General features: G+C 44.2%; 11 protein-coding genes. 7 read left to right on the top strand and 4 right to left on the bottom strand.

The window, feature by feature from the left end:
- Positions 1–155: 155 nt before the first annotated feature.
- A complete protein-coding gene (locus tag QUA47_RS02565) occupies positions 156–1358 on the top strand; it encodes a tetratricopeptide repeat protein (protein ID WP_333429596.1) in 1203 nt (400 codons plus the stop codon).
- Between the two features lie 431 nt (positions 1359–1789).
- Here QUA47_RS02565 and QUA47_RS02560 read toward each other — a convergent pair whose 3' ends face one another.
- Positions 1790–2692 (bottom strand): undecaprenyl-diphosphate phosphatase, encoded by a 903-nt coding sequence (locus tag QUA47_RS02560; RefSeq protein WP_333429595.1) that lies wholly within the window; start codon positions 2690–2692, stop codon positions 1790–1792.
- 321 nt (positions 2693–3013) lie between these two features.
- Here QUA47_RS02560 and QUA47_RS02555 point away from each other — a divergent pair, with 321 nt between their 5' ends.
- The 3 genes from QUA47_RS02555 to QUA47_RS02545 all read left to right on the top strand — a co-directional run bounded on the left by QUA47_RS02555 (position 3014) and on the right by QUA47_RS02545 (position 6060).
- On the top strand, positions 3014–3625 hold the full coding sequence (locus QUA47_RS02555) for a thylakoid membrane photosystem I accumulation factor (RefSeq protein WP_190661428.1): 612 nt from the start codon (positions 3014–3016) through the stop codon (positions 3623–3625).
- Positions 3626–3731: 106 nt separating this feature from the next.
- Entirely contained in the window at positions 3732–4661 is a 930-nt protein-coding gene (locus QUA47_RS02550) for a trypsin-like serine protease (RefSeq protein WP_333429594.1), read from the top strand.
- Between the two features lie 337 nt (positions 4662–4998).
- Positions 4999–6060 carry a mannose-1-phosphate guanylyltransferase gene (locus tag QUA47_RS02545; protein ID WP_333429593.1) on the top strand — a complete coding sequence of 354 codons (1062 nt, stop codon included), beginning with the start codon at positions 4999–5001 and terminating at the stop codon, positions 6058–6060.
- Between the two features lie 436 nt (positions 6061–6496).
- Here the strand turns inward: QUA47_RS02545 and QUA47_RS02540 are convergent, their stop codons facing one another.
- From QUA47_RS02540 to QUA47_RS02530, 3 genes are all read right to left on the bottom strand, one after another.
- Positions 6497–7123: a hypothetical protein gene (locus tag QUA47_RS02540; RefSeq protein ID WP_333429592.1), complete on the bottom strand. Its 627-nt coding sequence runs from the start codon at positions 7121–7123 to the stop codon at positions 6497–6499.
- 114 nt (positions 7124–7237) lie between these two features.
- A complete protein-coding gene (locus tag QUA47_RS02535; RefSeq protein ID WP_333285014.1) occupies positions 7238–7972 on the bottom strand; it encodes a cadmium resistance transporter in 735 nt (244 codons plus the stop codon).
- A 143-nt stretch (positions 7973–8115) separates the two neighbouring features.
- Positions 8116–8820 (bottom strand): DUF1003 domain-containing protein, encoded by a 705-nt coding sequence (locus QUA47_RS02530; RefSeq protein ID WP_333285012.1) that lies wholly within the window; start codon positions 8818–8820, stop codon positions 8116–8118.
- Between the two features lie 1564 nt (positions 8821–10384).
- On the opposite strand from QUA47_RS02530, the gene QUA47_RS02525 reads away from it, so the two are divergent.
- The 3 genes from QUA47_RS02525 (at position 10385) to QUA47_RS02515 (ending at position 22801) form a co-directional block, all read left to right on the top strand.
- The gene (locus tag QUA47_RS02525; RefSeq protein WP_333285048.1) at positions 10385–12037 is read left to right on the top strand and encodes an AarF/ABC1/UbiB kinase family protein; all 1653 of its coding nucleotides are present in this window, start codon (positions 10385–10387) and stop codon (positions 12035–12037) included.
- Positions 12038–12146: 109 nt separating this feature from the next.
- Positions 12147–15446, top strand: a complete 3300-nt coding sequence (locus QUA47_RS02520; protein ID WP_333429591.1) for a helicase-related protein — start codon at positions 12147–12149, stop codon at positions 15444–15446.
- Complete coding sequence (locus QUA47_RS02515; RefSeq protein WP_333429636.1) at positions 15443–22801, top strand: sigma-70 family RNA polymerase sigma factor; 7359 nt, start codon at positions 15443–15445, stop codon at positions 22799–22801. Before QUA47_RS02520 ends, QUA47_RS02515 begins: the two co-directional genes overlap by 4 nt.
- Positions 22802–22889: the final 88 nt, after the last annotated feature.

Genomic DNA, 22889 nt, shown 5'->3' with positions numbered 1-22889 from the left:
CCTGTTTAACACCTGACAAATCCTCTGTCCTTCTATTTGAGCGAAGTTTGTACGAGGAACCTAACTTTGAAGTTCCTCCCAGTCGATCGCTTGCAATTAGTGGAGAAAGGCGAGTATGTTTAATTTCAAAGCTATTTTATTCCCAGGTAAAATCAATGAATTTTTTTAACAAACGGACGATCGCGTTAATTGGTACAGTTGCAATAAGTGCGATCGCACAACCAACCCCAGTTTTCGCTATATCTGCTCAGGTTCCGAGTCCCTCTGTGGTGGCTGCGATGAAAGCTGAGGATTTCTTGATTCAGGGAGAGGAAAAATATGATAAAGGAGATTATCAAGGCGCTATAGCCGCTTACACTCAAGCCATTGTGCTTAATCCTAATTATGCCGAAGCCTACAACGGCCGGGGAAATGCCCGCTATCGTTTAGGAGACAATAAGGCTGCTGTAGCCGATTTCAACGAAGCTTTGCGAATTAATCCTAATTATGGCGAAGCCTACGTCAACCGGGGGAATGCCCGCGATGACTCAGGAGACAGCCAGGGTGCTCTCGCCGATTACAACGCAGCTTTGCGAATTAATCCTAACGATGCTCTCGCCTACTACAACCGGGGAGTTACCCGCTCTCGTTTGGGAGACAACAAGGGTGCTGTAGCCGATTACACCGAAGCTTTGCGAATCAATCCTAACTATGCCTCTGCATACAACAACCGGGGACTTGACCGCTCTGATTTAGGAGACAACCAGGGTGCTGTAGCGGATTTCAGCGAAGCATTGCGAATTAATCCCAACCTTCCCGGTGCCTACTTAAACCGGGGGATTACCCGCTATCGTTTAGGAGACAACAAGGGTGCTGTAGCCGATTACAGCGAAGCTTTACGTATTAATCCTAACTTTGCTCTTGCTTACTACCACCGGGGGAATATCCGTTATTTTTCAGGAGACAACCAGGGTGCTGTAGCCGATTACAACGAAGCTGTGCGAATCAATCCTAACTTTGTCGAAGCCTACACCCACCGGGGGAATGCTCGCGATGATTTAGGAGACAGCCAGGGTGCACTCGCCGATTACGATCGAGCTTTGCAAATTAATCCTAACTTTGCCAGTGCCTACTTAAACCGGGGCGTTACCCGCTTTCGTTTAGGAGACAACAAGGCTGCTGTAGCCGATTACAATGCAGCTTTGCGAATCGATCCTAACTTAGCCGGCGCCTACTTGAGCCGGGGAATTGCCCGCGCTGAGGGGGGAGACAAGCCCGGGGCGATCCAAGACTTTCAGAAAGCAGCAGACTTATTTCAGCAGCAAGGTGATAAAGATAACTATCAAAAAGCCATTAACAATTTGAGAAAACTTCAATAAACTGCCAAAACTCCCGAAAGCTCGATCGCACTACTAAGCGCTAAAAAATAGAATAATTATAACCCAAACTTCTTTTTTAAGAAGTCTGAGTTATAATTAAACATTATCATAATCAGATAACTTAATTGTTTTTATAATTTTTATTAGTTACTATAGGGCGGGTAAATGACTTATGTAAATCAAAGAATAGTCCTAATTTAAAATTAAATAAAAGACGCAGAGAAATCGTTAGCCTTCATCCTTCTTAAAAGCACGCAGCTTTTATCTCAAATTTTCCTATCTACATGGATTTTTAACTATCAAAAAATTCGTTACTTGTGATTTTTTTATTTTGTGTTACAAAAAAATAAATTGTAATTTGGCGTTCCCGTTATTAATTATACCGAGTTCAGAGCGACATAAGTCGCTCCTACTGCTATCGAATTTCTATTTTATATATTTCGCAGTGCCCCACCTGCGATCGCCGTTAAAATGGCCACGCCAAATGCCAGCCGATACCACACAAACACCCAGGTGTTTTGAGTTTGCAGGAACTTGAGCAGCCACGCGATCGACAAATAGGAAAACACAAATGCCGAAATTGTCCCCACTATCAAAGCTGCAACTCCAGCATCACTGATTCCTTCTCCCAAAGCACCCTTCAATTCTACTAATCCAGCCAGAGTAATTGCCGGAATTCCCAATAAAAAAGAAAATCGCGCGGCGGCGGATCTTTCCAATCCCATGAACAATCCTGCTGTGAGAGTGGAACCCGATCGCGAACACCCCGGAATCAAGGCTATTGCTTGAGCTAATCCCATAAAAATGCCGTCTGAAACAGTTAACTTTTCATAAGTGCGATTGCGCTTGCCAATTTTTTCTGCTGTTGCTAACAGTAGCGACATGACGATCGAAGCAATGGCGATGCTGGTCAAACTTCTCAGCGGCGAGCGATCGAAATCTGGAACCAATGCCTTGATTAGCAGCCCAAAAAAGAGTATAGGTATTGTTCCCAAAGCAATTCCCAAGGCGATCCGAAACTCTTGCGATTCGTAGTCGCGTCGCCTCACGGCATCTACAGCACCCAAAGTTATAGTTGTCAAGTCTTTCCAGAAATACCAAAGCACTGCCACAATGCTGCCCAACTGAATTACAGCAGTATAAGCAACCCCCGGATCGTCCCATCCAAGGGCGATCGGCACTACCTTCAAATGAGCGCTGCTGCTGATAGGCAAAAACTCTGTTAATCCCTGTACAATTCCTAAAACAATCGCCTGCAACAGATTGATTTGAGCGGGCCCGGAAACATCAGCAGCGGGCGTTTGGGCGAGGATTGTGTCAAGCAAAGCTATCATTAGTTATTAGTTCCCAGTTGTCAGTTTCTAGTTATCAGTGGAATTTAACATCTTGCACCCTTCTCAGAAGCTAGAAGCCCAGCCCGCAACAAATAAAGTTCATTGTGGCGCAGATACTTCCAGCCCGCCCCTGAAAAACCGATGGCAAATAGTGTTTTTGGATCGGTAGAATCACCGTGTCGATCGCTACAACAAGCAAATTATCATAGTCTATCCGAAACTACGTTAACCTACTCAGGAACATTTGCATACAGTTGCTGATAAACTTAGGAAAGTTTTTGCATCTGATTTCGCTTTCCTTACAGCCACTGCCAACAACCTATGATATTTCCTGAGAACAAAAATTCAATTGTTACTCCTGCTTCTGGCCTGGGCTTGCTGAAGCGAATCTTGTCAGCCAGTCTTTTAACCGTCGCGATCGCACTTAGCTTGATACTGCTAAGCGGTACGGCGCCAGCTTTGGCAACTCTCACAGACGATCGCTTCGACGGTACAATATTTTCCCTCTACGCCGGCAACGGTTCCCTAGTTCCTCCTAAAGCCAAGCTTGCAGATTCTTTCAAACGCCATAAACCCGTATTGTTAGTGTTTTACACTGACGACAGCAGCGACTCCAAGCAATATGCGATCGTCGTGTCTCAACTCCAGGAATTTTACGGCCGGGCAGCCGATTTTATGCCGATAACAGTTGACTCTTTGCCTCCCCAACCGTCACCGGAACTCACCGAGCCGAGCCATTATTACGAAGGTTTCGTACCTCAAACTCTCATCCTCGACCAATCGGGAAAAGTAGTTTTTAATGAGAAAGGACAAATACCATTTGAACAGGTAGATGATGCTTTTCGGAAAGTATTTGATTTGCTGCCCCGTGAAAAATCCATCCCACTCAAACGCCGCGTGGTGAACGAACTTAATGTCGAATTGTCGAAGTAAAATGTTGCAATAAGTAAGCTAATTTCAACAAACGAAATACTCGCGAGACCCGACTTATTGAAAAAGTCAGGTCTCGATTAGCTCTCCAACCAATTCACTCTCAAAAATGAAGTCAGGAATCAAAATATTATTAATCGCGGTTGTGACGGTATTTTTAGTTTTAGAAACTGCCGAAGTTGGGCGATCGATAATTAGCGCTTTTCCTGACAGCAGTTCCCGCAAACCTTTAGCTTTAAATCAATATACAGGCGTAGCCTATCTCGATTCCGTTTCCTGTACAGGTTCGCTGCTAACGGGAGGGTTGTACGTTCTCACGGCGGCCCACTGTCTGAACGAAGGGGGAGTTAAGGTTCCTGCTGAAACGGCAATTAAAGCAATTTTTAAATTGCCTAGCGGTGAAGTTAGCATCCCCGTTAGCAAATATTATATCCATCCGGGCTGGACTGGTTACGAATCGGAAGTTGGCAACGATATTGCTATTTTGGAGCTGAAAAGGGTAGCGCCGCCAAGGATCGAACAGTACGAAATAAATAGAAACAAAAATGAAGTGGGGAAAGTATTGACAAAAGTTGGATACGGGTATATCGGTTTAGGTGCAAAGGGACAAGAGGAAAATTCTAATTCTGAGGCGAAAAGATATAGCGGACAGAATCGCTATGATGCTTTAATTGATGTTTTGAAAGATGCTACAGAATCAGATATGTCGGAATTGGTTTTGGGAAGTCAATTAATCTTTGATTTTGACGCGGGAACTAGCGAACACGATGCTTTGGGGAGGCATTTTCCGAGGTTGCGTGATCGCGGTTTGGGCAAAAATGAGATAGCTACCGCTAGCGGAGATTCCGGCGGGCCTTCGTTTGTTGACGGGAAGATTGCGGGGATTAGTTCTTGGGGTTATAGCGATCGAGGATTTTTCAAAACAAACATCAGCGATATTGATAAAATTGACGATAATGGCAGTTTTGGGGAAATTTCTGGCGACACGCGGGTATCATTTTATGCAAGTTGGATCGATCGGGTGACAAAAAATCCCTGATAGGGTTTTGGGTTAATTGCGGCTGAGTTTTGAGGATATTAAGAGGGATAGGCATCAAAATCAAAGAAGGCGGGTTTTTTGCTGTTTGTGCGGGTTCGGAAGTATGCTCGCAAAAAAACCCGGTTTCTGAGTGCGATCGTTGATCTTCCCATCCCGCTTCTGTTTCAATCCCTGATAGGGTTTTAGGTATTTTCCGGCTCGCGTCTTTGGGCTTGGGATTGTAAGACGCAATTTTCCCAAAAATATAGGTCGCCCCCAAAACCCGCAGACAGCCACAATTCTCTCCATAATTATAAGCTGTCGAGCAAAATAGATCAGAACCCTTAAACTTCAAACCATGACCAAAACCTTAATTCCCGTAATACTCGCCGGCGGTAAAGGCGAACGCTTCTGGCCTCTCAGCCGCAAGCAGCGCCCCAAGCAGTTTTTGAGTCTCGACGGTAGCGGCAAGAGTTTGCTGCAAGCTACAGCAGAAAGACTATTAACATTAGGTAACGGCTGGGACGATTTGTGGGTGGTAACGTCGGAAATGTTGGCTGCGGGAGTCCGCGAACAGTTGCCGCTTTTACCCCCTGAGAATTTGCTGGCGGAACCGGAGGGCCGGGATACTGCGCCGGCGGTGGCCTGGACTGCTATAGAAACTGCCAAGCGTTACGGTGAGGATGCGGTGGTGGGTTTTTTCCCGGCGGATCACTGGATTGGGGAACCCGAGGAGTTTGTCAAGACTTTGGAGGCGGCGGCCGAGTTGGCGAGAAATCAGGATGCGATCGCCACTTTGGGAGTAAAACCGAGTTATGCTTCCACCGGCTACGGCTACATCGAACAAGGCGAGGAAATTGGCAGTTTTGCCGGTTTTCCGGCCTATCGGGTGGCCAGGTTTACCGAAAAGCCCGATCGCACAACTGCTGAGGAATTTGTAGCCAGCGGCAAGTTTAGTTGGAACGGCGGAATTTTTGTCTTTCGAGTTGGAACAGTCTTGACAGAATTGCGAAATCATGTACCGGAAATGATGGCAGCTTTGGAAGCAAAAGGCGCGCAGGCTTACTCGGAATTACCTAAAATAAGCATCGATTACGCGCTGATGGAGAAGACGCAAAAAGCTTGTGTTCTGCCCGTAGGCTTTAGCTGGGACGATTTGGGTGATTGGAATGCGATCGGCCGTTTGCTGCAAGGAGACAAACCGAATGTCGAGTTAGCAAAACACGTCGGAATTGACACCAAAGGCGGCATTTTCTATGCAGCCGATGAGAAGGAGGTGATTGTCACCATTGGTTTAGAAGATGTGGTAGTTGTCAGAGATGGCAACGTAACTTTGATTGTAAAAAAAGAGAGGACGCAGGAGATTAAACAGGTAATTAAGGTGTTGGGAGAAGATGAGAAATTGAAAGATTTGTTGTGATGTAAGTACGGCACAGATTGGGAAGGCGAATCCAGAAAGAATTAATCAGCCTTGATCCGGACTTTCGTTTCTTAATCTGTGTCGTACTTTACTCTTCTACTTTTGTTGTTCGCACTTCCACTGAAGCCATTTTTGTAGCAGATTCCTAATTAAAGCAACTGCTTCTGAGGGTGACATAGGTTCTTTTGGTGGAGCATTCTTATCGACACCATCCCGTGCATCATCACCAATTGCGCTTTGACTATTAGCAGTATGCGTGAATTGGCTAATCTTATCTTTAGTCCACTGTTCAATCTTTTTTTTACCAGCATCTTCTGGCTTTTTTCCGAGCTAAAAAGGAGAGACAATCGCCCATGGTGGCATTGCCTCTCCTCTATTCTGCCTGGGACTTTATTTTTTCCCAAGTCCCCAACTATTAACCGTTCCTCAAGAAGGATTAATCAATCAGTTCCGGCGTAGGAACTTGTGCATTAATCTGAGCCTGAGAAAACGAGGGCATGGCCCAAGTTGTCTCACCCGCTTTAAAAACTTTAGCAGGGGCAACATTCAATTCAATACCACCCGTTGCTGCATTCGTTGTAGCAACTAGCTGCGTACCATCTACAACCTTAATAGCAACCGGTTCAGTCAAAGAAAGTGGCTGAGTCGCCGGACCTAAAGTAGCTTGAGCCCCTGCTGGCAAGTAAATACCATCGCAATCCCAATCATCATCTGTAATCTCACCGGCTGCCAGGAAATAAAGTTGCGTCGGCGATTTTTTCGGCTTATTCGCATAAACTGCCAGCGTTTGCCCGGTTTGATTGCGGCACTGAGCCCGCTTTCTAGCAGTTTCGATCACGTACTTCTGCATTTGCAATTCGGCCAACCGCTGTTGGTACTGTTCAGGCGTATAACCCGCAGTCGAAGGATCGCTCTGAGCTGACAAAAGTTGAGTCAATTCCTGTGTCACTTCCGCATAGTCAGCCCCCTTTGTGAAATCCTTGCCGGCCCAAGAAGGCTGAGCTACAGCTAAGTTTACGAAAAGCACTAAAGCCACCAGAATTAGTTTGAAAAATTTGCTCATTTTTGTTGTCCTTTGTGTAAGAAATCAGAGTTTGTTCTTAGAAAACCCCTCCACTTTGCTGAAGTTATAAATTATTTATTTTTCAACTTCAGCAAAGTGGAGGAAACTTGAACCCTAGTTTACCTCAAATTTTTCGACTTGAGGTGCAGTCTCTAACGATTGATAACTGTCTTTAAGCAATATCAGCAGCCACAAGCAACTGATAGCTACAGTAACTACCATTAAACCGCGATCCTCTAGAGTATGGCTATCGAGCAGGATCAGCGTACCCAGACCCATTAGAACGAAGGGAACAAGGGAATTACCGTAGCGGACAAGTAGGGTCGCGATCGCGCTCATGCGAGTTAGTTGATACGCCACATAACACCAGACACCCACTAGCAAGAAAAAGACGCTCAGAATCACTAGCAGGCTATCCCAAGTGCAGTTAGCAAACAACGGGACATAAATCCCCACATTATCACCTCCATTAGCAAATGTCACCGCAGCTACGCTATAAGTTTGTGGCGATAAAAGACTAGCAAAGATAGTGGATTGAGGCGAATCGGTAGCTGTATTTTCATCATCAGCCTCTGTATCTCTATTTAGCAGGCGGCTGACTCCAATAGCAATTGGTACTAACCCCAACATCCCCACCCAAGGGCGCGGCACCATCATACAGCCAAAGAAGCTAGGAAGACTAAGCAGCACCAGTGCTGCGAACCCAAGATATTGTCCTGTAACAATGTGTTGCCGTCTAAAAACAGCATTGACTTGGGAGAAAAACAGCAGCAAGATGACAATATCATCTAAATTTGTGGCTGCGAAAGCTGTAATACCTGTGGAAATAGCGGTAAGGAAGGGGTTCATATCTAACTGCCTAGATTGTGATGGGAGTAGGCCTGCAATAGTGCCGGAGATTAATTGATTTATAGGTTTTTTTTAGGTTAGAACTGTTACTTAACAGATTGGCGAGACTGACGCTCTCATTCACTGGTTAGTAACGTCGCTTGTCACAGCTTGAAATAGCTTAACGCGGATACCGAATGTGTAGAGGGCTTTTGAGTTGGAAGTGAAATTGGCATCACTTCTGCATATTTTGATGAGTAAAAGTTCGATTTAAATACTTGGGGAAGTAGTATGGGAACCTCAGCCTTCTGCTTCTGATCCGAAGCAGACGGCTTAGCTGCTTCATTAACTTCGGTAATTGCTTTAACGGGGGCTGGCATCACCATCTCTTTGATGGGACTGACAGACTGCTGTTGCTGATTGAGCTTTTCCATTAAGTCAGGAATGTGGTGGCTTAATCGATCGAGCTTTTCGTGCAGTAGTACCACATCGTTAGCGGCTTTGAGATTAACTTGATGATTGTAGAGATTTTGTTCGCGTTCGGCATCCGACTGGCGGTTTTGACTCATTAACACAATCGGTGCAGTGTAAGCAGAGGCAAAGGAGAATACTAAGTTTAGCAAGATAAAGGGCTGCTGATCCCAGTGAGGAATGCCCGGTGTCAGGTTCGCGCCCACCCACCCGGCGAGGACTACTGTCTGTCCAATCAAAAAGGGCCACGAACCCACTTTCGCTGCTAGGGTATCTGCTAAATGCTGTCCGCGAGTTAAGGCTTTTTCCTCTGGTTTTTGAGGCGTAGCCTGTAAAGGCTTTTGATGGCTGGCGGTTTTCATTTTTGCGTTAACGCTGTTGGAGAGAGTGGATTTCATGGCAAACCTCACGGGTGAATGTCTAGTTGAAGCTGACTGGTTAATGTTCGCTGGCGTTTTTCTTTGATGCCTTTACTTTAGTCAAACTCCACTCATAAGAGCAAATGTTCTTTTTTATCAAATCAATCACTTCAATTTATAGACTTGTGGGGAAATACTAAAGCCAAAGTCAAGATGGGTATTTTATCCAGAGGCGGCAAAGCTAGTAGTTTAGAACCAATCCCAGCAGATGACCGTGATACTCAGTGGCAGACAGTTCTCGTTTGCCTTACTCGGTCAACTCGCCTGCAAATATGACGTGGAAGAAACTCAAACCAATTGTACATTTGCTAGAAACGACCTATGAAAAAAGGATTAAGGCTCCATCTCAGGAACTAGAACACTACCTCCGGTTCTGGCATCGCTGCGAAATCCTGCCTAAATGGGATATCACAATTGTTTCCACTTGATTGGGATTTTATTTAATCGCCAGTCGCTTTCTGGTAAAAATACTTTAGGCTGTGTCTCAATAAACTTATTCCACTCTGCGGAATCGACATGGAGCAACATCTTTTCAATATATTTTACAACTAAGGGATGCCAAATATTTTTTCCCTTCTGTATACAATTCGGTGCTACTTTGATTTCTTCTAACTCTAAGTAGCAAAGGATTTCACCTACCTAAGCTAAAAACAAAGAAGAAAGATATTGATCGGCAAGCTGTATCTGATTATCAAATGCTGTAAGAGTGTAATCTTTGTAAATCGCTTGAGCTGTGTTCAACCCCGAAACAGCCTGGATTCAAACGCTCTGCGGTTATCATAATTTTTCATTGTAAAGGCATTTTGTGCCGATTTGAGATTCGCACGGAAATCAGCATAAAAACTCAGGTCTATTTTACGATCAATTCGCTTCAAGCGTTGTTCAATTTCTTCTAACCGCTGTAGTACGACAATAAATGCTGTACATGAGACAGTTAAGGTGAGGATACTGGCAACTGAACCACACTGAGATATAGCAATCCTTGCAGGAGTCGTAAATTTTTTACCCCACCCCAACCCTCCCCGAACCCGCTCGCTCGGGAGTAAGAAATTCACAAATGATGCGAGGATGGCTATAGTAGGGTGGATACTGGAGAAAGATTAGAGTTTACTTTACGCAACATAGCAACTATTTCAGGCGGCTGCTTCTGTGCATCCCGAATCACACCGCAAGCTCGTAGATACTTCCCACTATTCTAAACCTTGATTACTCGACTCAGGAATAGTAAATGTTACATCAACTGCACTCATCTTTTTGACCTTTCCTAAATCTGAATATTTACTTTACTTATATAATTAAATTTATTGACGTAAAATTTTTAACTATAAAAATATTATGTGTGCTTTAAATGTATATTACTATCAGGAGTAATGCCAAAGCCAAAAACCGATCGCCCCCACACCCCAAAATTCGTGAAGCGAAGCTATCCCGTAGGGAATCGCACGCTTTCGCGCAAGTTATTCCCCAAGACACTGGTCAGCCCGGTCAACAGCGCTATCCTAGTAGTTATATAGCCCTTAAACCCGATCGACCCGGAGGCCCCTTGTTTAGCCTAGTTCAAAACACTTCTCGCAAAGGAGAAATTCTAGAGGTCGTCTTCCGCAACGGTTGGGACTACATGAAAAGCCTCCTAACCGGCCGCAAAACCGACGCACCCAGTCTCCCAACTCCAGCAGTTCTCCGCAACATCCTCGTCGAATTAGGCCCAGTTTTTGTCAAATTGGGACAATTGCTGAGCACCCGTCCCGACCTTTTACCGGCCAGCTACATCGAAATCCTCTCCACGCTACAAGCGGAAGTGCCGCCCGTACCGTGGTCGCAAGTAGAACTTATCGTCCGCAAGGAACTCACACAATCTCTCGAAGATACCTTTGCCAAATTTAACACCGAAGCTGTCGCCGCAGGTTCGATCGCCCAAACCCACAAAGCTACTTTAAAAGACGGTCGCGAAGTCGCCCTCAAAGTTCAGCGCCCCGGTATTGAGATTGTCATCGAACAAGACATCGCCGTGCTCCGAGGTTTGGCAGAACTTGTCATGCTCACAGACTTCGGTCAACAATACGATATTGTCGCCCTCGCAGAAGAATTTGCGATCGCCCTGCGTGCAGAACTAGACTTCATTCAAGAAGCCAGCTACACAGACGAACTGCGCCGCAATTTATCTAAAAGTAAATGGTTTGACCCCACACAAGTTGTCCTACCACAGATTAACTGGGAGTTGACTACAAAAAAACTCTTAGTAATGGAGTGGCTGAACGGAGTCCCAATTTTGTTAGGCGACTTGCAAGGAATTCGCCATAAAGGAGATGTAAATGCCGAACGCGAAGAAATTACAACCTTGCTTTGCCGCGTTTTCTTCCAGCAGTTGTATATCGACGGATTCTTTCACGCAGACCCCCATCCCGGCAATTTATTTTATCTCAAAGACGGCCGCATAGCTTTGCTGGACTGCGGCATGGTCGGCAGATTAGACCCGCGCACTCAGCAAAATTTGACAGAAATGTTGCTGGCAATTGTCGATTTAGACGCTCAGCGCTGCGCTCAATTAACTTTGGAAATGGCTGAATTTGCTCAGCCGACAAGTTTAGTTAATCTAGAGAACGATTTGGCTCGAATGCTCCGCAAGTATTACAATATCAGCTTGTCGCAAATGAACTTGTCGGAAATTTTTTATGAGGTGCTGGAAATCACCCGCAAAAATAAAATTCGGCTCCCCAGCAATCTCGGTTTGTATGCAAAAACTCTAGCTAATTTGGAAGGACTGGCGCGCTCTTTTAATCCCCGATTTAATATTGTAGAGCAGGTCAAACCGTTGATGACCGATATGTTTCGGCGTCAGTTATTAGGAGATGATCCAATCCAAGCTCTGCTGAGAACTGCCCTGGATCTGAAAAGCTTATCTTTGCAATCTCCGCGACAGGTGGAAGTGCTTTTAGACCGGGTTACTTCGGAAACTTTGAAGTGGAACTTGACACTAAAAGAACTCGATCCGCTACGCCGCACTCTGGGGGATTCTGCGAACCGACTTTCTTTTAGTATTGTTGTGGGTTCGCTGATTGTGGGGGCGGCAATTATTTCTTCTAACGCACAAACTCCTCAGCTATCTTTTCTGAGCACTGGTTTGTTTGGGGCGGCGAGTTTTTTGGGTTTGTGGTTAGTTATTAGCATTATGCGATCCGGGCGTTTGCGGAGTTAATTGTACAATATCGCTATGTGTTGTAGAACGGGCCGGGAAGCCTGTTCTTGAGAATGGTGGAGGATGTAGAATATAGCCAACAAGTGCAACAACCGCATAAAGGTAGGCTATGTCACAGCATGATGCTTCTCTCCCAAATTCGGCAATTAGAGACAACCGCCACCGCGGCACTGTGGGCGATTTTTTGAAAGCCAAGGTTGAGGAAAACTCAACCTTGTCAATTGTTTCTGCTTACTTTACAATTTATGCTTTTGATGCTTTGAAGGAACAACTTCTAAGTATTAAAAGCCTGAAATTTCTCTTTGGCGAACCGCGCTTCATCAAGTCCCTTGACCCCAGTAAAACTGATAAAAAGGCTTTCCAAATTGAGGATGAGGGCTTGCAGCTACAGAATCGGTTGGAGCAAAAGCGGGTTGCGAAAGAATGTGCAGAATGGATTGAAAAAAAAGTACAGATACGGTCGGTAAAGCAATCTAATTTACTGCACGGCAAAATGTATCACATTGCTCATAAGGAAACTGAAAATGCTATTATGGGCAGTTCAAATTTTACCGTGCGGGGACTGGGATTAGGTACAAAATATAACAATATTGAACTCAATCTAGAAGTAGATAGTAAACGCGATACCCGCGACCTTAAAGCCTGGTTTGATGAACTCTGGAATGATGCCGAACTCCTCGAAGATGTCAAACAAGATGTGCTGCTGTACCTAGAGCAACTTTACCAGAATAATTCTCCTGAGTTTATCTACTACAAAACTCTGTTTCATATCTTCGAGACTTTTCTAGAGGATCTAGAAAAAAGCGATATTCTCAGCGAACAGCTACACCTATTTGATACAGAAATCTGGAAATCTCTATTTGAATTTCAAAAAGACGGAGTTAAGGCAGCCATCAATAAAATTCGACGATATAACGGGTGTATTATTGCTGACAGCGTTGGTTTAGGGAAAACATTTGAAGCTCTAGCGGTTATTCAATATTTTGAACGGCGGAATGAAAAAGTTTTGGTTCTGTGTCCCAAAAAACTCCGCGAGAATTGGACTGTATATCAAGCACAGAACAATAGCGATATCAATCCTTTTATTAAAGACCGCTTTAGCTATACAGTCCTATCTCACACTGACCTGAGCCGCGATTCCGGTTGTTCTGGGGACATTAATTTAGAAACGATTAATTGGGGCAACTATGACTTGGTAGTTATTGACGAATCCCACAATTTCCGCAACAACATCAAGAGTAAACGGGACGAATTTGGCAATCTAATTAGAAAGAGCCGTTACGAAAGGCTGATGGATGACATTATCAAGAGCGGTGTCAAAACTAAGGTGCTACTCTTATCAGCAACTCCGGTTAACAATGATTTAAAGGATTTGCGGAATCAACTTTATTTTATCACAGAAGGTGGCGACGCTGCGTTTGGGGAATCGCTGGGAATTGCCAGTCTGCGCGATACACTAGCTGATGCTCAGGGGAAATTTACCAAGTGGGCCAAGAAAAGTCGCGATCGCAAAACTAGCGAACTGCTGGAAGAACTTAGTTCTGCTTTTTTCAAACTGCTTGACGAATTGACGATCGCACGATCTCGCAAGCACATTCAAAAATACTATAAAGATGCGATCGCCCAATTAGGCGGCTTTCCAGAACGGCTCAAACCCATCTCGGTATTTCCTGAGATTGACCTAAAGGGTGAGTTCATGTCCTACGAACAGCTTAACAGCGAAATTTCTAAATATCAACTCTCCCTATTCAACCCCTCAAAGTATGTCCTATCGCAATACGGATCGCTGTATGAAAATAAAGGAGTGCGAAATTTCAAACAGAGCGATCGCGAACGCTCTCTGATCGGCATGATAAAGGTTAATTTTTTGAAACGCCTGGAAAGCTCGGTGAATTCCTTCGCTATCACAATGCAGCGGACTATTGACAAAATATCAGAGTTACAAAAACGACTCGAATCCTTCAGGAATTGGCAAGACGAAAACGCGGAAATTGATTTCAAGGATTTAGAGTTCGAGGCAGAAGAAGACGAGGATTTACGAGCGGCGTGGGAGGTGGGCAAGCTAAAAGTTAAAATGGTGCACCTCGATGTCGAAACCTGGTTAAAAGACATGAAAAGCGACAAGAAAAAGCTTAAAAAAATTTACAATTCTGCCCAAAGCATTTCTGTTGAACGCGATGCCAAGCTGGCTGAGTTAAAAGAACGGATCGCCGAGAAAGTTAAGCATCCTACAACTAACAAGTATGGCCAACCAAATCGCAAGGTTTTAGTCTTTACTGCCTTTGCAGATACGGCAGTCTATCTCTACGAAGGATTGCGGGAATGGGCAAAAGTAGAATTGAAAATTAACTTAGCTTTGGTGACTGGGGGATCGGTGGCAAATAAGACTACCTTTGGCAAAAACGAGTTCAATCACATCTTGACAAATTTTTCGCCTTTCGCCAAGAAACGCGCCCAAATTCCATCTATGCAGCAAGACGGCGAGATTGATTTATTAATTGCCACAGATTGTATTTCAGAAGGGCAAAATTTACAAGATTGTGATTATCTGATTAACTACGACATACACTGGAACCCAGTCCGAATTATCCAGCGGTTCGGTAGGTGCGATCGCATTGGCAGCCCCAACCACACGGTACAATTAATTAATTTTTGGCCGACAGAGGACTTGGATCAATACATCAATCTGAAAAATCGAGTAGAAGCACGGATGGCTTTAGCGGACATGGCTGGTACATTTGAAGATAACCTGCTGGAGGCAAAGGAGATTCAAGAACTGATTGAGAGTGATTTGAAATACCGCGACAAGCAGTTGCTCCGATTTAAAGACGAGGTGCTGGATCTCGAAGATTTCACGGAGAGTGTAGCCCTAACGGAATTCACTCTCGATGATTTCCGAATGGAACTAGCCAAATACATTGAGAGCAACCGCAAACTACTCCAAGATGCCCCTTTAGGACTCTATGCAGTAGTTCCAACTAACTCGGAGTACCCGATAATTGCTCCCGGCGTAATTTTTTGCCTCAAACAGAAAGGCGATTGTCTTGATAATAAAACCGTCAACCCACTGCAACCATACTTTTTAGTTTACGTTCGAGAAAATAAGGAAGTGCGATTAACTTTTGCTCAACCCAAACAAATACTTGAAATATATCAGTTGCTCTGCGCGGGGTGTACTGTTCCCTATGAAGAGTTGTGCAACTTGTTCGATCGACAAACTAATAACGGATTTGATATGAGTTTGTATAATGATTTGCTTCAGCGGGCGGTTGATTCAATTGCAGGTATTTACAACAAGCGGCTCATCGGCAATCTGCTGTCTAGCCGCCGTGCTGTGTTGGTTGAGCAAGCGCATCAGGTTAAAGCAACAAGTGATTTTGAACTGATTACCTGGCTGGTAATCAAATGAGCGTCAGCGAACAACAAGCCAAAGCATCTATCAATCAAGCTTTAAGTAGTTTTGTCAAGGGAAAACTTGCCGATAACGCTAGAAATTTGTTTTTAGCTCTTGGCTACCGCAGTGACAGAACGAGTCAATTTTATCCCAATACTTCGGATAACTTTATTGCGAGTTTTGACATAGATCAAAAGCTAAACTCCCAAAAAGCTCTTTTAAACGAATGGCTGTCGGTTGATTTTCTCTTCCAATTTACCGGGAGCGAAATTGCAGATAATAGCCAGTTTGTCGAATTTGATACTAGCAGTAGTGAGAGTGCCTTTTTTACTTCGTACTTGTTTTTCGCGATCGCACTGCGGAGGAGTGCGTACACTATCGAAGAACTTGACGGCATTATCCGCGAGATTAATAAAATTTTACCGATGCCGGCGATCGTTCTCTTTCAGCATGGAGAAACTCTGACTTTATCCATTATCAACCGTCGCCAACACAAGCGCAATCAATCTGAAGATGTATTAGGAAAAGTCAAACATATTAAAGATATCCCATTCGCTAGTCCGACAAACTCTCATTTAAAAATGCTCTTCAATATTTTTTTAACAGAGTTGCATGAGAATCATGGCTTTAGCAACTTTGACGAATTTCATGAAGCTTGGCATAAAACTATTCCTGACAGCATCAAATTTAAAAAAGAGCGCCTACCGCCAGATTCGCTTCGGGTTTACCTGCAAGAAATCGGTCGAATTCCCATGCTCAAAGCTGACGAAGAGATTGAACTAGCTCGTAAAATTGCTGAATTAGAATTAGAGGGCAGCCGAAAAGCTAAAAACCAAATGGTAGAGTCTAACTTGCGGCTGGTAGTCTCCATTGCTAAAAAATATCAAAATAGAGGGCTGGATTTCTTAGACTTGATTCAGGAGGGAAATCTCGGTTTAATGAGGGCTGTAGAAAAGTTTGATTGCACGAAGGGCAACAGGTTTTCCACCTACGCATATGGGTGGATTCGTCAGGCAATTACGCGGGCTATTGCCGAACGATCGCGGAGTATCCGCCTACCAGTTCACGTTTATGAAACTATTTCGCAGATTAAGAAAACTACCAAACAGCTTTCTGAAGAAATCAGTCGCAAGCCTACCGAAGAAGAAATCGCTACTAAAATGGAGATAACAATTGCCAAATTGCGATTGGTTATTAAATCTGCTAAATCTATCATTTCCTTAGATACTAAAATGGGTGATTATGAAGACTGTACATTGGGAGACTTGATTGAATTCGATGGAGAAACACCAGAAGAACAAGCAGCTAAAAATTTGTTTGCCGAAGATTTAGAAAGCGTTTTAGATACTCTCAGCCCTCGACAACGTGACGTTATTCGGATGCGATTCGGTTTGGATGACGGCCGCGAGAAAAGTCTACAGGAAATCGGCAATATATTTAATCTTACCCGCGAGCGGATTCGGCAAATTGAGGGTAAGGCTTTACTAAGATTGCGCCATCCCAACCGCAACAGCATTTTAAAAGATTATATTCGGCCTACACCAATTTATCAAACTGAGACAAAAAGACCGATCGCCAAACCGATGCAGCCCAGACAGTTCAACATTCCAGAAAACTTGTCTCGTAGCCATTGCGACACTTTCTTACAGGAGCCTGTTGATGATAAAATAGTTGAAGCAGCTAATATGACCGAACCCTTAATTCCTTTTAACACTTTCATAGAAAAATCCAATATAGAACAAACAAACTTGGCTCAGACTTACCTGTCGATTGCAGATGGAATTGAAAACTATCTCAATTATGCAAATTTGAATCAGGATAATTGGCACAGAACCCAAATAACAGAAAATGAATTGAATAAAGCGATTAAACCGATGAAACAAAATTCAGCAGACTTACTCAAACAACTCACCGCACTGGAGCAGGTTTTTTCCCAATTAGAAAAACGGCTGTCAGAGGCGAGTCAAAAATTGCTAGACCCTGGTATACCTATATCTCAAAAGCTGATTCAAGAACTTGATGAGTCCCATAAAAAGTTTATTCAGCTTCGCGACAAGGTGCTAGAACTGGCTGAATATTTGGCAGTATCGACAACGCTGAAAGTTGAGGAAATTGGTTCTTTAGCAGATATCAAGTCTGTACTTGAGCATGTGGATTTGGCCGAGAAGCAAAAAAGTGCAATCGCTCTTGTCCGCGACTCTGCTTTGAGGGTTCTGGAACGAATTTTAGCGATCGCCCATCGAGTAGAGAGCAATTTTCAATCATTGCTGGAATGTCAGGACAAAGCCCGCGAACTTCAACGCGCCATCTCCGAATCGCAGGAGTCTGACTTGCATCCCGACACCCTACTATTGGCTGACGGCAATCATCCTTTCTCCAAACTGCTAACACTGATTGCAGAATTGGAAGAAGCAGATGAAGAGCGTTTGGATTCCTTACATGATGCCGTATCTGAATCGTTTGGAAGAACTCTGGCGATGGCAGCAGTCAGAGGAAAACTGATTATTCAGGCGGAAGCAATACCAGATTTGCCTGCTGTTTCTACTAACAATAACTTAGACGAAACTTCCTTAGTTGATGAGCCGGAATCTGAAACTGTGCTTATTGTCGAACAACCACCCGCAGCAGAGTTGACATCGGTATTGACAGATGAGGCGATCGCGCAAACCCCTAAAAATATCCCAGATATTCCATCAATAGAACCGCAAACCTCAACTCACAGCGATCGGCAACATTCGGAAAATAAGCAAGGGAAAGAAGTAGAAAATCAGGAAAATAAAAAAAGAGAAGAAAAACAGCCTCTTTACAGCTCATCGCCCAATGATACCGCTCAAAAAATCGCTCAATCTATCTTGGACGACCCCGATATAAAACGCCCAGCAGTTCTGCACGACTTAGTTTGGCGGCTGATTCTCGAACAAAAACTCAGCCTTGCCTTTCATTTAGCTCACTGCTTTGAAAAACAATACTCCAACTTAGATCCGCACCTGCCACCGCAGTTAATTCGAGCAATATTGCTAGGACAAAACCTGCGCGATGATGTAGGATATGGAAAACTTGCAAATCTGCTTAAAGATGACTTCACCAGTTACACCGCCAGCTATTCATTACCAGAAAAAAGTGAATGGAATCAAGCCGTAAGCTTGCTCTTGGCAGCAGCAGCACTGCGACCGTCTTTACTAGCCCCAAATACAGGTGCTTCGCACCTTTTCCAGGAGCTTCAATTCGGTAAAGCTGGACTCGACAAACTGTATGATTATTGCCAAATAATCGCTAGACACGGCGATCGGCAGCGGGCCCTAGATACAAAAGCCATCAAGAAAGCAAAAACTCTGGCAGCCTTGCAAAAAGATTTAGACGACTTGTATATAAAAATCGAGGATTGGTGGTCTCAGGCACCGCAACAAGATTTGATTTATGGTCATGCAAAGAAAGTTTGGGTCGAGTGGTTGAATCCCGGTGAACTTTTTTACACTCTGTGGCTTCCCATCAAGCAAAAAGATTTGAGCCAACTTCCCTTCCTCAAGAAGCAGATCGAGAGATTATCTAATGAGTCCAATCTAGACGGGGAAATTCAGCGAACAGAGCGCAAAATTCGTCGCCCTAAAGGTGCTGGTATCATTACAGGTAAAGCCCTCATTCAGCTTCGCTCTCGCGCTCGGCAATTTTTGAATTGGGTGGGTCGCTGGGTTAAGGAGCAGGAATCGCGCTTAGCTGAAAGCGAAAATTATCTTCAGAAAGAAGCCAAACAGTTAAAACAAGATATTGAGAATCTTCAAGATATGGTTCTCCAAGAATTAGATACCTTTGAGGCGACAAAACCTCCAGTGTTTATTTTAGCTGGTATTGCCTGTTGCCGAAAAGCTGTGGAAGACATCGGCAATATCTTCGATCCAGATACCGAATTGCCAACCGCAGAACCTTACCTAAAACATATCCTGCACGCAGATCTGTTGAGAATGCCATCTATCCCGATCGACGATGCCTGGGAATTGGATATTGCTAATCCTGAAGCGGGTATAAAGGGAATTTTGGAGTTAGTCAAAAATGACATTTGGGATTGGCAACAAGCATTCGATCTGCAAAGTTATGCCTGTAGTTCAAATGCTGTCGGAAATCACGAGGCTACGGCGCAAATCATCGAATACCTCGAACTCTACCCCGAACCAAAAATAGACCTCGCTCAGCTAAAGGACTTACGAAATAATCGGATTGAAGAGTGTCAAAAAATTTTGCAGGATCAGGTCGAGACTACCAGCAAACAGCTTGAAAGTGCCGTAGCTTTTGGTTTACTAAGAGAAACAGATAGAAGTGCTTATGCAGCACAGATTGAAAGCATTAAAAATGCTCATGTAACAACCAGGCGGTTTTCCGAAAAAATTGAGCTGCTTCGGGCGATCGGTCAAGGAATTAGCGCCAAGCGCCAGGAACAGATCGATCGAGTATCCGAGGAATTAGAGAGTCTTCAGCAAACAGGTATAGCAGATGCCGATCGTACCAGAATTTGCAGTGTATTGGAGCAAGGCGATATCCTGACGGCTAAGGAATATATATCTATGCTGCAAGAGCGGCGATCGCTTCCTGAACCAGAGGAAAAAAGAGATGCTTTTAAAGACTTCTTCGAGCATAAGTATGCTGCGATCGAAAAAGTGCTTGAGGAGTGCGATCGCGATCGACAAAAAAAGCAAGACCTAATTCCCAACATTTCCAAAGGGAAAAGTATCGCAAAAATCCAGATACCGCAAGGAACTCAAGCCAAAAAAGCCGCTGATATGCTAGACGCTTGGTTTGCAGCCAAGGGAAGGAAGCAAGAAATCACAGAGAAAGATGCTCGCCAAATTCTAAGCAACCTCGGTTTTAACATAACATCTCTTACATTTAAAAAATCAGGACAAAATACCTGGATTGACGTTAATGCTGAGCCGATATTTGACCAAAATCGCTGTCCTGTGTCTGCCTATGGTTCAGCCGCGAAGGGTCATTACCGCATTCTTTGTGTATGGGATAGACCGAACGAACAGGATCTCCTCAATGCCGTTGGAGAAACTGCTCTTGGAGGGCCGATATTCGTCTTTCATTTTGGGCGAATGACTGAAAAGAAACGCCGAGATTTGGCTGATTTGTGTCGGCAGCGTCGGAGCACTTTCATTGTGATAGATGATGTGCTGATGCTCTACCTTTGCGGAGAACAAAAAACACGCTTACCTGTATTGTTTGATTGTACCTTACCCTTTACTTTCTTAGAACCTTATAAAACCGCAGCAGGAGAGGTTCCGCCTGAGATGTTTTACGGGCGAGTACGAGAACGGGAATCCATAATCGATCCTCTTGGTTCTTGTTTGATTTATGGAGGTCGGCAGTTAGGTAAAACCGTTTTGCTTAAGTATGTACACCGGACTTTTCATGGAACCGACGCGGGAAGGAACGCCCTATTTTTGGATATTAAAGAAATTGGACGCAACCAAGCTTTAGATAAGATTTGGGATTTACTAAACGGAGAATTGGATAAATTGAAAATTCCTGATACCAATCGGCGCAATTCCGTTCGCGAAAGCAGCTTGCTGCGGATTAAAAATTGGCTGGAATTGGACAAGCAGCGGCGCTTTTTGCTGTTGTTGGATGAGGCAGATAATTTCCTTGAAGCCGATGGTAAGGAGGATTTCCTCCGCTGCGATGAGCTCAGAAAATTAATGATGGAAACTGACCGACGTTTTAAGGTAGTCTTTGCCGGATTGCACAACGTTCTGAGAACCACTAGACAAGCAAATCATCCGCTGGCTCACTTTGGCAGGCCGATCTGCATTGGGCCTCTGCTGAATAATGGTGAAATGCGTGCGGCAACAGCTTTGGTAGAACGTCCGCTGGCTAGTCTTGGCTATCGTTTTGAATCACTTGATTTAATCCCGCGCATTCTTTGGCAGACTAACTATTATCCGAGCTTGATTCAACTCTATTGCGAGCAGTTACTCAAGCACATTACTAACCCAGATGTCCCTACTTTCGATCCTAAAATTAGTCCGCCTTATGTGATTACTTCTCGCCATGTAGAAGAAGCTTATCAAAGTCAAGACCTTCGCAATAATATTCGCGATCGCTTTAAGTTGACATTGGGGCTCGATAAGCGCTACGAGGTAATTGCCTACTCGATTGCTGATGGCTCTCAGGAGGATGAAACAGGCATGGAGGATGGGTTTTCTGTATCTTGGATTCGCGAACAAGTCTTGTATTGGTGGTCGGACGGATTCGCGGGAAGGTCATCGGAAGATGAAATTCTTGCTTTACTAGAAGAAATGGTCGGATTAGGAGTTTTACGAGAAACCAATCCAGGTTACTTCACTCTGAGAAGTTCTAATTTAGCCTTGCTTATGGGTACGCAACCAGAAATTGAAGCAGAACTTCTGAGACCGCGTGAAGCTCCACCTGAATACGAACCTGCTACTTTTCGGTCTCCTCTTGTCAAAAATAAAGCTGATTCCCGGCGCAGTCCTTTAACTGTTCAACAGGAATCAGAGCTGCTGCGCCGGGAGTATGGTGTCTCTATTATATTTGGCTGCCAAGCCGCAGGAATTGACGATTTGAGAGTTTTTATGGAAGCAGCATTTAGTAAGAAGGATTGCAAAATTCACTATTTAGAAAATCTCTCAGATCGATCGGATTTCAGCCAGCGTTTGACAGAAATTAGTAACCGTCGCAAGAAAGATACTACGACACTTATTTTTGTGTCTGCCAGCACCCTTTGGAGTAAGGATTGGGTTGATGAGGCAATTCAGAAAATCAAAAGATTGAAGAAAGAAGCGTTTATTCAGCTTGTTTTTGTCGCCGACCCTCAGAAGGCTTGGCAGTTAGTTATTCATAATTGGACAGGTTTTGATTTCTTTAAGGATCTGAGATTTTTCAGTCTCAAACCTTGGCACGATGCGGCGCTGCGACATTGGTTGGAAGATGCTAAGTTGCCCAGCGGACTAGAAGTTAGAAAGAAGATTACGGAAGTTACAGGCAATTGGTCAAACCTGTTGCAAAAATTCTATCAATTTTCTCAATCTAATCCGGATCGCTGGCAAGATTCCTTGGCGGAACTGAAGAATCAATTTAATAACTCTGACAAATTAATTAATTCAATGGGCTTTGACGGTTGCGAACCTCAAATAAAGCTGGTGATGAGAACTTTGGCCCAATGGCGAGAAGCAGCAGCGGTTGAGGAATTAATTGAGGTTCTTGATGATGTATCGCCTGAAATTCTCAAGCAGACTCTCAGATGGGCGGAGCTCCTCAGTCTTGTCTCGCATTTAGGAAATCAGAAGCAAGACGGTAAGGATTACTGGCAGATTGACCCTGTAGTTGGTCGTCTGCTCGAATCTATGGCAGAGTAATACAAACTTTCTGCTGTGCGATGTACTTAAGCAGATCTCTGACTTAAGATAGGCGATCGCACGCAGCCGCTAAGTCTAAGCTAGAAAT

Origin of the sequence: Microcoleus sp. MON2_D5, assembly GCF_036701905.1 — a bacterium.
In the GTDB taxonomy this organism is placed as follows: Bacteria; Cyanobacteriota; Cyanobacteriia; order Cyanobacteriales; family Microcoleaceae; genus Microcoleus.
This window is presented reverse-complemented; position numbering and strand designations above follow the sequence as displayed.